At 38.3% G+C, this 12,940-nt stretch carries 16 protein-coding genes, 1 tRNA gene and 1 pseudogene; 1 reads left to right on the top strand and 17 read right to left on the bottom strand.

The genetic code is table 11. From position 1 onward, the window contains the following. Positions 1-164: 164 nt before the first annotated feature. The 7 genes from QUF86_RS13605 to QUF86_RS13575 form a co-directional block, all read right to left on the bottom strand. Entirely contained in the window at positions 165-665 is a 501-nt protein-coding gene (locus tag QUF86_RS13605) for a M15 family metallopeptidase (RefSeq protein WP_289334631.1), read from the bottom strand. Positions 666-859: 194 nt separating this feature from the next. Continuing rightward, positions 860-1,135 (bottom strand): GNAT family N-acetyltransferase, encoded by a 276-nt coding sequence (locus QUF86_RS13600; protein WP_289315450.1) that lies wholly within the window; start codon positions 1,133-1,135, stop codon positions 860-862. A 442-nt stretch (positions 1,136-1,577) separates the two neighbouring features. Next, positions 1,578-1,937, bottom strand: coding sequence for a YidH family protein (locus tag QUF86_RS13595; protein ID WP_289334630.1), 360 nt, complete (start codon positions 1,935-1,937; stop codon positions 1,578-1,580). Between the two features lie 63 nt (positions 1,938-2,000). Further along, on the bottom strand, positions 2,001-2,174 hold the full coding sequence (locus tag QUF86_RS13590; RefSeq protein ID WP_289315448.1) for a hypothetical protein: 174 nt from the start codon (positions 2,172-2,174) through the stop codon (positions 2,001-2,003). Between the two features lie 182 nt (positions 2,175-2,356). Beyond that, positions 2,357-2,635, bottom strand: a complete 279-nt coding sequence (locus QUF86_RS13585; RefSeq protein ID WP_289334629.1) for a 2TM domain-containing protein — start codon at positions 2,633-2,635, stop codon at positions 2,357-2,359. 150 nt (positions 2,636-2,785) lie between these two features. Next, positions 2,786-3,142 (bottom strand): GIY-YIG nuclease family protein, encoded by a 357-nt coding sequence (locus QUF86_RS13580; RefSeq protein WP_289334628.1) that lies wholly within the window; start codon positions 3,140-3,142, stop codon positions 2,786-2,788. A gap of 18 nt (positions 3,143-3,160) precedes the next feature. Then, positions 3,161-3,916: a DUF2087 domain-containing protein gene (locus QUF86_RS13575; RefSeq protein WP_289336227.1), complete on the bottom strand. Its 756-nt coding sequence runs from the start codon at positions 3,914-3,916 to the stop codon at positions 3,161-3,163. Between the two features lie 305 nt (positions 3,917-4,221). On the opposite strand from QUF86_RS13575, the gene QUF86_RS13570 reads away from it, so the two are divergent. Beyond that, positions 4,222-4,482, top strand: a complete 261-nt coding sequence (locus QUF86_RS13570; RefSeq protein ID WP_289334627.1) for a hypothetical protein — start codon at positions 4,222-4,224, stop codon at positions 4,480-4,482. A gap of 94 nt (positions 4,483-4,576) precedes the next feature. Here QUF86_RS13570 and QUF86_RS13565 read toward each other — a convergent pair whose 3' ends face one another. From QUF86_RS13565 to racE, 10 genes and pseudogenes are all read right to left on the bottom strand, one after another. After that, entirely contained in the window at positions 4,577-4,777 is a 201-nt protein-coding gene (locus QUF86_RS13565; RefSeq protein ID WP_289315444.1) for a hypothetical protein, read from the bottom strand. A gap of 219 nt (positions 4,778-4,996) precedes the next feature. Then, a tRNA-Arg gene (locus tag QUF86_RS13560) sits at positions 4,997-5,070 on the bottom strand. A gap of 173 nt (positions 5,071-5,243) precedes the next feature. Then, positions 5,244-5,756 carry a metallophosphoesterase family protein gene (locus QUF86_RS13555; protein WP_289334626.1) on the bottom strand — a complete coding sequence of 171 codons (513 nt, stop codon included), beginning with the start codon at positions 5,754-5,756 and terminating at the stop codon, positions 5,244-5,246. A gap of 2 nt (positions 5,757-5,758) precedes the next feature. Then, positions 5,759-6,370: an XTP/dITP diphosphatase gene (locus QUF86_RS13550; protein WP_289315442.1), complete on the bottom strand. Its 612-nt coding sequence runs from the start codon at positions 6,368-6,370 to the stop codon at positions 5,759-5,761. Positions 6,371-6,587: 217 nt separating this feature from the next. Beyond that, entirely contained in the window at positions 6,588-7,709 is a 1,122-nt protein-coding gene (locus tag QUF86_RS13545; protein ID WP_289334625.1) for a Ger(x)C family spore germination protein, read from the bottom strand. Then, the gene (locus QUF86_RS13540) at positions 7,706-9,181 is read right to left on the bottom strand and encodes a spore germination protein (RefSeq protein WP_289334624.1); all 1,476 of its coding nucleotides are present in this window, start codon (positions 9,179-9,181) and stop codon (positions 7,706-7,708) included. Before QUF86_RS13540 ends, QUF86_RS13545 begins: the two co-directional genes overlap by 4 nt. Beyond that, on the bottom strand, positions 9,178-10,266 hold the full coding sequence (locus tag QUF86_RS13535) for a GerAB/ArcD/ProY family transporter (RefSeq protein ID WP_289334623.1): 1,089 nt from the start codon (positions 10,264-10,266) through the stop codon (positions 9,178-9,180). Before QUF86_RS13535 ends, QUF86_RS13540 begins: the two co-directional genes overlap by 4 nt. 187 nt (positions 10,267-10,453) lie before the next feature. Further along, positions 10,454-11,533, bottom strand: coding sequence for a GerMN domain-containing protein (locus tag QUF86_RS13530; protein WP_289315438.1), 1,080 nt, complete (start codon positions 11,531-11,533; stop codon positions 10,454-10,456). 118 nt (positions 11,534-11,651) lie between these two features. After that, positions 11,652-12,097: pseudogene (locus QUF86_RS13525) on the bottom strand (dihydrofolate reductase family protein). Positions 12,098-12,134: 37 nt separating this feature from the next. Continuing rightward, positions 12,135-12,938: a glutamate racemase gene (racE, locus tag QUF86_RS13520; RefSeq protein ID WP_289315437.1), complete on the bottom strand. Its 804-nt coding sequence runs from the start codon at positions 12,936-12,938 to the stop codon at positions 12,135-12,137. Positions 12,939-12,940: the final 2 nt, after the last annotated feature.

Raw genomic sequence — 12,940 nt, 5'->3', positions numbered from 1 at the left:
ATTTTTAATTTTTAAAACGTTAGGTACACCATTTATTTTTTATAACTTATTATCGGAACTCCACTTACGTATCCATCCATGTATTACCCATACTATTCAAGTCACTTGTAATGTTTTCTCCATGTGGAAACATCCATTTTTCCTTTAAGCTTCATTTCCCACTGTCAATCTCCTTTGTGACAAGGGTTTGGAAACGTAACTTTTGATACAAGATTCGGCCTCAATCCCTTTTGAAGATCTCTCGTGGATAAACCTCCCGACATTCCAAGATGCGGAAAATCCCGGTACAATTCAAAATCCCCACCCCAAACAAATCCCAGGGATTTCGCTATGGCTGCCACCCTTGTCCACTTTTCGTCCTCTGTCCACAATGTCCGCTTAGCGTCATCACTGATAATGACAAAATCTACAGCAAGTCCATAGTTGTGCAAGGATTGGCCCGCTCTCGCATAAGTCACGATTGGTTTTGATTTGTTCGTTCTGCCTTGTTCATACAATTCTTTTTGTTCCAAGAAACTTCGATAACCAGCCGTGATTTGAACAAATATCCCCACTTCATAAGCCAATTTAACCACTTCAAGTATCGCTTCGTTCACGACCGGGTTCATACCGCTTCCCATATTTTCCTTTGCGCGATTCAATAGGGTTTGTAATTTGATAGCCATCCTGGCACCTCCCCTATATTTAATGCGAAAAATGCCCTAGACGGAAAGGCGCTTTATATATTATTAAACTGGAAGAACTTGAAGGGGGCTGATTGATGAAAAAATCCTTTCATATCCATTTACACCCCCTGCCTGAATGCAAAAGGGCCGAACACAGGTGAAATATATCATCCCACTGTGTCCAGCCCTCTGGTTCATTTAGCCAAAACATCCTCATATTCAGCATTTTTTTCAAACTGTTTTTGAACGAACGAACATACCGGAACAATTTTCAGTTTTTCCTCACGTGCGAACCCTATTACCTTTTCAACAAGGGCATTTCCTACCTTTTGTCCGCGAAGCTTGTCAGAAACTACGGTATGATCGACCGTGATTACATCATCACCTGATTTAAAGAATGTGATTTCCGCTAGCTTCTCGCCAGATTCTTCGACAAAAAAAGAACTTTCACCTTTTTTGATATCCACCATCTTGTTGACCTCCTTTTAGTTTCCTTTATCATATCTCACAAAATGGAAATTAAACAAATATTTAAAACGTGATCAAAATTCAATGGAGTGAAAGCCAGCATTGTTGATGTGAAGTTTATTTACAAATAAAAAACGGCTGATAAATAATATTTTCAGGAAGGCATAAGACATGATAAGGAAATCTTGATCGATTATTCCTGACCGATGATATATCATTCCTGAAAACCCTAGATTTCACTAAGGCTGAGGTGTACGATACTGCATGATTTTTATTACAAGGTTTTTATTACTCCTTCATGACCATAATGAAATTCAGAGTATGTCATGCTTCTGTTTTTTGATTGCATTTTAATTAATGGAAGAAATCTTACCGTAATGACGTAAGAATAAGTATATTATAGTAGAAACTAAAAAACTGACCTATTTAGGATAGGACAGTTTTTTAAACTTTTATGAAAACAAAATATAAAATGATCATCAATAACAATATGACCATAAAAACAGCGATAAGAATTACGTGTGCACTCGAGGGCCGGAACGTCCCTTCAATGATTTGTTGCTTCTTCTGCAGATACCCGAACGTCGCCAGTACTGTAATCACAAGGCCCAAAGCACATGTAAACATCCCCAGTATGATACTGATCAAGTCAATCCGGGCATCCCGATGCACACCTATCGTAAAATGCAGGCTCGTCGTGAGAAAACCAACCCCCACTATCGCAATCACCGTTCTTATCCACGCTAAAAAGGTGCGTTCATTAGCCAGATGCTGCTGGGCATATTTCAATTGGTTTTTCTCCATGTCATCACCCTAATTGAACGTTTTTGATCAATCATTTATGTAACTAAAAGACTCTTTAATCAGTCATCTCTTAAGAAGCGAAAAGGCCCTGATCATAGACCCGACAAACATTAGCCCTGCACCGCCAAGCAAAAAATATATACATAGTGTTTTATTAATGACATTCAGAGGATAAAGCAAGGCACCCAGTGCAATGATTGCCCCTATCCCCGTTATGGCCCATCCTATTTTTTTCATTAGCAACTCCTATTATTAATTATTTAGTGAAGGTCCTTCACAGGTTCCCCCTCTGTTTTACAAACAGGTCCCGCATTACTAGCTTAAACCATTTAAAAACTAACAACAAGTGAGATATTATAATTATCTTTCCACATAAAAAAAGAGCCATAAATGACTCCCGGTTTTGAAAATATCCAAATTCAGCCGTTCTTTTTATCCTTTTCCATGTATTCTTTTATCTTTCTTTCTTCCCACTCAGTCCCGAAGTTTCCATCTGCAAGGGTAGTAATTCCGTGTATCAGAACTCCAATCCCCCACCCTCCAAGGGGATAAAGGAACCACCAATAACTAGGATCCGTTAATAGGTTAATGGCAAAAAGCATTACGTTCACCAATACATACACCGTTAAATGGATGTAGAACGCCTTAAGGTTTTCCACCCTTTTTTTCGCCCTTAGATATCCATTTTCATTTTCCATCCCAGCACCTCCTCAGCTAAATACTTGAATATATTACCATCCTATTCAATAATACCTCATTTATCCCATTTCCATAAAGGGATGAGATGCGCAAACGCTAAATCGAGAGCTGGAATTACGGAAGAAGTTCTAAAGATTAACTGCAAAAAGTCAGTTGGATTTCATTCTATTGTATCCCCGTTCTTCATATGGCTGTATTTTTTCGATCCACAATTCTTCAAGTTTTTTCAATTCCCGTTTAGCATCGAAAAATCCTGTTTCTTTCGGCTTCATTACCTCCAGTACTTCAAAAGAAAAAGCCTCTTTCCCATATTGATTCCACTCACCTTGCAGCACTTTATTGGTGTTTGTTCCCATTTCCAATTCAAATTGTTTCCCCTTCAACGTCTTTAAATTTCTGGTGCTCCCGATAAAGACTTTATTATTTACCGTATTTCTTATTTGGTATACACCCGCTTCAACTTTCGTTTCTTTATATAATTGCTTCAATTCTTTTTTACGATCCATCTTCCTTGCCTCCAGTCATCATTTCTTCAGCCAATATTGGCTCCCATCAGGCTTTCTATCCAAGAATCCATATTCTATTAAATATCTCCTCAAAAGAACATGATCATGATAAACGGCACCCAATATTTGATTGATTTCCTTTTCTTCGTATTTTCGCTCATTCTCAAAACGGTTCATAATTTCTTGGAGAATGATCAGCCTTTGTTTTTCCTTTGGCGGGAAAGACTTTAATGCATCCTTACTGCCTTTAGGGAAATACTTTTTCAGTACAGCCATCTTTTCATCCTCGGTAACGTTATAACGATCATCGACCATCCTTGCTTTTTGATGAAGGGGGATAAATGCCTGTGCATGTTCATCTTTATCTTTCAAAAGTTCCATCAGTGCTAAAAACAACTTAGCCTGACGCTCTTTCTCTTTTAACACAAAGCGATGGTTCCGAATTGTGGAAGGACTCCCAATTCCCATTTCCTCCTGAACCTCAGCATCATTCTTCCCTTGATAAAAAAGGCGAAGGAGACGATTTTGGTGATCAGTAAGCCCTGTAAGTTTTTTATCGAGATCAATCAAGTATTCAAAAACGGAGTTGTGTGCATGTTCAATATGAATTCGCATATACCTCTCAGCTTCATAAAGAACCCCATCTTTCGGGTATACTATCCCCTTTTCAATTGCATTTCCGCATAGTAAACAAATATATTGATGCCCTTCTTCGCTATACCCTTGTTTAAGCTCATCCTGAGATGCACTCCAAAACATTTCAGCGTCCTTCATCAAACAAACACTTCCCCATAAAGTTTATAATATAATAAACATATTATTAATTTGTTTGCTATATGTCAATGTTTTTTCTGATTTATTTATAATTTCACTAAAGTATTCAGGCATTGCAAGCAAGGAGTCGGGGGATTGAGCTTTTACTGACTTCAACCAAGTTCATGATTCCATGGCACTATGCCGATATAATCCATTGAATAATGAGTGTAATTTCCCATGTCGAAATAGAGCCTTCATTGTATAATTATCTATCCTCAATAATATGCTATATAAGCGCGAATAAGCTTAGAGGAGGATTAACATTGAAAGATGAACATGAAGGGATTGTTTCTTCAATCCATAACCCCGATTTACATAAGGCATTACATCATTTATCTGAACAATTCAAGGTATCACTGCCAGAATTACGGGATACGATTGAAATACTTATACAAAACCAATCAAGTGTGCAGCAACTTAGTGAAGAAGATGATAAAAGTTCACCCGTTGAAGAATTGAAGACGGCAATAATCAAAAACCGTGAAACCATTAAAAAAAATCTTCAAACATTAAATAGGACTTGATTAAAATAGAAAAAGGCATCCAATGTTGGATGCCTTTTTTCCATGGAGCATATGGAATTCGTAGTATAAGTCCTTCGTTAAAGCTCATTAAGTATTAGCTAGGCACAAACTTAAGTATTCCTTCCAGATAAACACCTTGATCTTTTCGTGTGCATTCCCTCAACTTGATTCTTCCTTCTTTTTCTAACTCTTTGGCTAATTGGACTACTTTAGTTCCATCTTCGGATATTTCGACTGAGAAGAAATTGCCCCGAGTGGAAGTTTGAATGAACTTGAACAATCTATCTTTATTCATTTAAACAACTCCTTATTTATAACAAGTTCGACATAAAAAGAGCATCCACCTGCGATAAATATGAAATAAAAAACTTCTTATCGTCAAAACGGGACAATAATGGTTCAAAGGATGCAAATCGAAAGGCATTCTTTCTATATTCATCCCATATTTTCGTTCACGTAAAGCAAAAAGAAAAAAAAGCCAAAACCTTTAAAGGTTTTGGCTTTTTTAAGTTAGTGTCCCAGGAGAGATTCGAACTCCCGACCGACGCCTTAGAAGGGCGTTGCTCTATCCAGCTGAGCTACTGAGACATTTATGATATAAGTTGCGGTAAAACTTATGTATTACCTTAACTGTTCCCTTAGGACACTTCTTATTATAGTAGGATATCAAAAGAAAGTCAACGGTTTTTCATAAAAAGTTTTTTTCTTTTTTTATGTACCAGGAAGCGGGGAAAAACGCTTCCTGTTCATTATACATGAATTCATTCCATTTGATAAGCATTTCTTAATTCTTCAACGATTTTTCCTTCAAGGTCATAATAGGTGATTTCAAGTTTGCCTGTTCCCATTTCCAAAATGGCATAGGTTTTCTCTTTTCGTCCACGCGGCTGGCGTATGCTTCCCGGGTTGATGAAGAGCTTGCCGTCAATCGATTCGGAACCTGCAGCGTGGGAGTGACCAAAGCAAATAATATCCGCTTCGGCCTCTTCACTTTTATAAGATAAATTCATCAGGGTCATCTTTATGTTATAGAGATGTCCATGCGTAATGAAGAAACGCTTGCCTGCGATGTTCTCCACAATGTCAGTCGGATATGCCGAATCATGATCACAATTCCCACGAACAGCTAAGAAATCTGCCATGTGAGGATCATTTCTTTCCAACTCTGAATCACCACAATGGATCATGGCAGCAACTTCTTGTTTATGACGGTCGATTATCATGCTTATTTCATGAGTTAGGCCATGACTGTCACTCATTATTAGCACTTTCATCGTCACATTCCTTCTTCCCTTTTTAGAAATAAATCAAGTTTTTCATCTAGGGCCCTCAATGCGTGGGCACGGTGGCTGATTTGGTTTTTTTCCTCTTTTGTCAATTCGGCGTTTGTTTTACCCTGTTCTTTAACAAAAAAGATTGGATCATAACCAAATCCATTCGTTCCTGAAGGCTGTTCTGTAATCAAACCTTCCATCGTTCCCGAAACCGTAATCGTTTCCTGGTTGGGTGACGCGAGGGCCAAGGCGCAATAGAATCTCGCTGTTCTTTCCTCTTCCGGGACGCCTTCCAGTTCCCCGAGGACTTTTTCCGTGTTCGCTTCATCACTCTTGGACTCTCCAGCATAGCGGGCAGAATATACGCCCGGACGGCCATCCAATGCATCTACAATCAATCCGGAATCATCCGCAATGACAAAGTGGCCTAGCTGATGGGCTATGGCCTCTGCTTTCAGGATTGCATTTTCTTCAAAGGTTGTACCTGTTTCCTCCACATCCGGTGCATCCGGTACATCGAGAAGCGTTTTGACTTCATATCCTTTAGCAGAGAACAAGCTTTCGAATTCCTTGGCTTTCCCTTTATTTTTCGTTGCAATGATTACTGTCTTCATTTTTTCATTTCACCCTTTTTTATTTTATCGGCATGAGAGCCCTTTTGGGGCTAAGCAAGAATTTGCTGTAACTTGTTATATGTAAAAGCCACTTCTTCTCCAGTGCCAAACGGATGAATTCAGCGCTGCCTTTCATAATCAACAACGGCCGCTGAATTTTCCTGATAAGTTAAGTCTAACACAACTCCCTCATCTGCAATAACCCGAAACTTATAAACTAACGTTTGTAATTTTCACTATGTTCAATATGGATATTAACTTTTATGTTATTTATTGAAGTCTTATCAAAGGAATTTATAATTTTATTATCCCACTTATTGACATGGTATCTGTATGCCTTTTCACTTATGTTAAAAAGGTCTGTATTGATTTCCCCCCCCGTCTCCAATGTCTTCAAAATATCTTGCTTAACTTTTATTTCTACTTTTTTTTCGATTTTTCCCATATCCAAGTTATCTATATTTTGTTTCAATATTCCATTTGCTCTAACCTCTAAATCATACAAAGGTTTCTTTTGTTGTTCCAATACTATGATGTTTGTTTTGGGATCCATGATTTCAACACTTACCTTTTGTTTGTCCAGAGAAAAAAACATTACTGTCGCCTTGTTTTCAACCCATTTTAAACCGATCAAATCTTGTTTACTTACGAACCCTTTGTATTGTTGTTTTGATAATACATAGCCGCCATTCAACGATGGTATCTTTTTTTCTTTCCCGTCCTCTGAATAATGATGCTCATTTATGACCATAGAGGGAATTAAAATGGAACCAACCGGTTGATAAAATTCCGAAACCAGTTCACTGAATTTTAACGGGGAAATAAAATAGTTCTCATTAATAACGGTCTCTGGCCTTTGAATGATCGTGAATAAGTTAGGAAGATTAAAGAAACTATCACTGTCAAACACCTTTTTAATATCCTCGTTTGTAACAAACAGCCAAGAATTGTATCGCAATAAGGGCTCTTTCCCTACATATTCAATGAAATCCTTCATTTTCTTTTTGATTACATTCTCACTTAAAATGAAGGAGTTAATATGCCCGATATAAAGTGGTAATGCTGCATTTTGTTCTAATTCAGTATATGCTTCTTCGATACTTTCCCCTTTACCTTTCCCAATGACAACAGAAGATTTTTGTTGTAATGCAGTTGCCCCTTCTTGTTTTGCTATATCCGCAAAATTTAATGCTTGAAAGTATAAGATGAATTCACCCTCTTTATAATCGATCCCAAGAGCGGATCCATATGTTTGAGCTTGAATTTCCTTCATTCCCCAGCATCCTGTCGTCAGTAAAAGTTGACAGCCAATAATCATGACTGCAAATAGCTTTCTCATTTGTTCGACTCCTTTTGCGGTTCATTATCACTGGACCGTATAGCTTGATTCCGCTGCCTTAACATCCCATACGGAAGCTTAAATAAGACTTTTAACATATCCGATTTATTTGGTTTGGAAAGTGGATTCACAAAAGGCTGGCCGAAACTTTCCAAGGAAACCACAACAATCAAGATAAGGAATATTCCCATAAAGAATCCAAACAAGCCTAAAAACGCTGAACATGCAAATATGAATAACCTTATAATAACGATATTCCCAGCAATATTCTGATTGATTAAGGTATAGCTCGAAAGAACTGTAACAGCTATTATTACGAGCATGGAGGGTGAAGTAAGCCCTGCCCGAATCGCTGCATCACCTATAATCAATCCACCCAACACAGAAACCGTCGGACCTACAGCTTTCGGCAGGCGAAGACCAGCTTCTTTAAATAGTTCAAACAATATGATCATCATGAATGCCTCCAAAGAAGCAGGTATGGGTAATCCCTGTCTAGTGATTGAAATCGTTGCAAGAAGCGAAAAGGGAATTTGATCGAATTGATAGGAAACTAACGCTATAAAAAACCCCGGTAACGTAACCGTTACAAATAAGGCGACTACACGAATGATGCGCATGAAACTAATGTAAAAAAAGCTTGCATGTGCGTCATCAGCAGAATACAGTAACTGATTAATACTCGTTGGCCCGATTAAGCATGTGGGATTCCCGTCTACCAGGATGGCAAAGCGCCCTTGATTCAAGGATTCAACAACATAATCCGGTCGACCAACGTAATCCATTAAGGGGAAGATGGAAAATTGATTATCATATAGGAGTTCTTCAACCTGGTAACTGCTGACTATGATATCAACCTTTAATGAATCCAATCGTTGTTTAATATCAAAAAGAATCGAGGGATTAATAATGTCATCTATATAAAGTAGCAATATTTTAGTTTTACTTCTTTTCCCGATTGTATATTCTATACATTTAAGTGATGCCGTTTTTAACCTTTGGCGAATTAAAGACATGTTATCCGATATATTCTCAACAAATCCATCTCTAGGTCCCCTAATGGAAGATTCTATATTGGATTCTTCCGGACTACGCTTAGGGGAATTAGCTAATGGGGTATAGTAAATTTCATTAGAAGATTCATTAATAATGATTAGGTCTCCTGAAAAAAGAATGCTTTCTACTCCCTCTTTTAAATCGGAGCCCTTTTTAAGCGTACTGATCTCCATAATATTGCTTAATTGATCAATTGTTAATTCGCCATTTTCTTGAACCGCTTTTGATATTGTAGGCAGTATCACTTCATTGATAAATTGCATATCCACTAGGTTTGGCGCATATAAAAATCCCAACAAATAACGACCTTCATTATCAAAAGTTTTTGTTCTTAAAACAACATCAGAAGAATGTTCGAACCATTTTTGGATTTGGTCAATGCAAGAAGGAGTTCCATTCCATTTTCCCTTCTTCATAATGTTTCACCTTTCCCTTTACCTTTTCCCTTTTTTATAACAAGAAATAACAGTATAATTGCGGCACTTAAAAGAAACAGACTACTGATTGGAAAGAAATATTTGTATATAAAATAAAAAAAGGAAGTAGCATCCCAATGGATTAGCGCTCCAAAAACAATTAACAAATATAGCGAAAGCAGTATCCACTTCTGATGTTTTGAATTTGAGATTAATTTATAGCCTATAAATAAACATAAACTAATTCGAATCACGGAACCTGAAAGCCATTGGAAAATGGAAAGGAAATCGAGTCGAGTAATATAATAGCCAAACCTTAACAACTTCCACTGTTCATAAGCTGGATTCCTCATTTTCGCTGCTTCCACAGAACCAAATTCTGCAATCGCTCCCATGAGGGGCCCTAACGTCAGCATGATTAAGATAATACCAACCAGTATAAGCCACTTGGCTTTTAGCTTATTTTTCAAGTAAGGAGTTAAAAATAAAAAAACGATAATTTCTAAATATCCTGCACTCGTATACAGAATTCCATTTAGAGTATTGTGATACCCGCTTTCAAATATCGGGAACAATAATTCGTAATTCTTATTACTCGTATTCCCCAGCCCCACAAATATCCCCAAAAAAGTGACCAACGGAAGAAATAGGAAAGCCAAAGTACTTATAGTGCGTATTCCTTTATAACTTGCAAAAATACAAATAAAAGTGAATATGCTGACGACTACGATGTTTGGTATGTCATGAGTATAATTAGCTTTTGCCCAAATCACAGTAAATTTGACGGTAATGAAGGCGTTAATTATAAAGTACAATCCAAATGCTATAGTGAAAATATATGTAACAAAAGGTGTAGACCATTTTTTCAGAAAAGAGATTATATCTTCTGTATCTAGTTTTTTATAAATATAAAAAATAAATAGCGTCCAAACGATACAGGGAACAACACTTATTATGACACTTACCCATGCGTCGCGTTGAGATGCGGATAAGATATTGGGAATGAGCAGGACATGTACCATGAATCCTGTATTCATAATGATTAAAACATAGATGTGTAAAGCCTGAATTACCTTTTGATCCATAATATCCCCCCCCATTAATTACATCATTAAAGGTAATTTCCCCTTTTAAAAATTTATTTATGTAAAAACTTCTCACGATAAGAGAAATTGCTTGGCGGGGGTATTAGTTTTCAACTAATACAGGTAAAAAAATAAGAGGCAGCTGCAGGCTGCCTCATTGTGCTATTACTATATATAATATCGCTCTTTAAAAACTACCTGTGTTGACTTTCTCTGGACGGACCACTGGTTCGGATAATTTCTTTCCTTCTTCATTAAGAACATCGGCGCTGCCCTGCACTTGTACTTCAACGCTTTCAATTCCTTTCTGTTCCGTTAACGAAAGGACCAATGCATCAAGTACTTCTTGTGATACCTTTTTCTCTTTAAAGCTTCCAAGGATATTTTCGTTAAAATTGAGGCTGACCTTACCTTCTGCCACTTTAGGCTCGTCAAGTAAAGCTACATCACTCATGAACCCTGTTTGCAGGTTAGAACCCGAAGGACTCTTCGTTAATTCCTGTATGACTGCCGTTACATTATCAGACACCGTTTCGCTGATCCTGCGTGTCACCGGAACATAATAGGTGTGCTCCTCGTCACCGCCTACATAATAAACGGTCAGTGCTTTGGAATTCGAAATGTCGACCACATCACTCGTATCGATATTGATTCCTGAAGACCTTGAGATATTCTCATCTATCGGTGTGCCATTGACCGGCATTTCGGAAATATCTTCCCCATTTATTCTCATTTGGATTTTATCGACCGAGTCGAATTGTGTCAGAGTCCATGTAATGGCTTGAAGGATTTTGAGTTCATCCTCTTTTTGATAGTTTTTGAACTCCGGCGAAAAGTCCGCAACAGCCACTCCTTCTTTAATGTTCACGCTTATTTGGGTATCGGCAGGAATGACGGCCCTGAATCCATTAGGAAGTTTATCCGTGACTGGTCCGTTAGCGACAAGGTAATCAAGAGCCTGTTTAGCTACGGCCTCCGATTTAGGAAGTTCCAATGTCTGTGGAACCACATACCCACTTTTATCAATTAAATATAACTCTGTCTTCACAGTTTTCGACTCAACAGCGCCTTCTTCTCCATCTGTTGCAGGCTTTTCTTCACCATTCGTTTCTGTTTCTTTTAATGAAGATTCATCCTCGACTAATGAAACATCCTTTGGTGGATCAATTTCCTTTTTCTCTTCACCGCCAAATAATCCGCAGCCTGAAAGCCAAAAAGAAGATGCCAGAATGGTCACAGCCATTGTTACTTTTGATTTATTGGACATAAAATCACTCCTAGGACAGTTTGTACTCCTATTTATACGAGCCCTAAGCGAAAATAGACCAATTATTTTTCACTCCGATAATGGAGCTGGGCAATTTACCTGTACTGCTGCATCTTTGTCAGCTTATTTGGATTTCGGGACTTCCTGCTTGGAATAAACGAATCCCATTCCCCAGGATAATCGGTATGATGGACAGGATCACTTCATCCACCAGCGATTTCTTCATGAAATCCGACACTAACTCCGCACCTCCTACAAGCCAGATCCTTGATCCGCCTTTCAGTTTTCCAATGAAATCACCCACAACTCCAATCACAAACTCCACATGTTCTTCTTTCCCTTTGAAAAGACATAGCAGGCTTTATCTTGATAGGGAAATTCTTCTGCCATTGTATGAATCTGTTGATATGTCGTATTTCCCATAATCACCGTATCGATATTTTTATAGAAATCGCCGTACCCATTGTCCCCTTCTGTCTCTTCAAGCCAATCTATGCTTCCATCTTCCCTAGCGATATATCCATCCAGGCTTGTAGCTATATACATAACGGCAGGATTCCCCATTTTTTCCCTTCAGAAAAAAGGCTTCCATATGGAAGCCTTATAAGTGATCAATTTTAATTGTTTCGATTGTATTGATATGAATACCGAGCCAGCTCTCCGCGATGGAACCGAACATATCTCTTGAACCGGTTGTATAAAAGCGATGAACTGGACGGAGCTTGCTTTTATTGATTAATTTATAGTAATCCAAAATGACACTTGCCTCTCGGGCCGTCTCTTCCCCAGAGGAAATGACTTGCACTTCATCCCCCATATAGGTTGAGATTACAGGCCCCAGCAGTGGATAATGGGTACAGCCAAGGATTAATGTGTCGATCTTCGTTTTCTTCAACGGACTCAAGGTTTGTGCCACGACCCTATTGACTATCTTCCCTTGAAACTCGCCGCTTTCTACGATAGGGACAAATTTCGGACATGCTAAACTATCTACTTTCACATCGGAATTGATGGAGGCAAGTGCATCGTCATACGCTTTGCTTTTTACTGTGCCTTCCGTACCAATAATGCCAATATGCAAGGAATTGGAAACTTTCAACGCCGCCCTTGCCCCAGGATGAATGACGCCTAATACAGGAATCGGAAGTAATGCCCTGATTTCATCCAAAACAGCTGCAGTCGCTGTATTGCAGGCGATGATCAGCATTTTTATATCCTTCTTCATCAAAAACCTCGTCATTTGCCATGTGAAGGTCTGGACATCTTTTTTGGTCCTAGGCCCATAAGGGCATCTTGCTGTATCACCTAAGTATATAATATTTTCATTTGGAAGCTGACGCATGACTTCTTTAGCTACTGTCAAGCCGCCTACCCCTGAATCAATGATTCCTATCGGTTGTTTCAAAA

The sequence above is a fragment of the Peribacillus sp. NJ11 genome (assembly GCF_030348405.1).
Classification (GTDB): Bacteria; Bacillota; Bacilli; order Bacillales; family DSM-1321; genus Peribacillus.
Note: the sequence above shows the minus strand (reverse complement) of the source record. Positions and strands in the feature narration are given on the sequence as shown.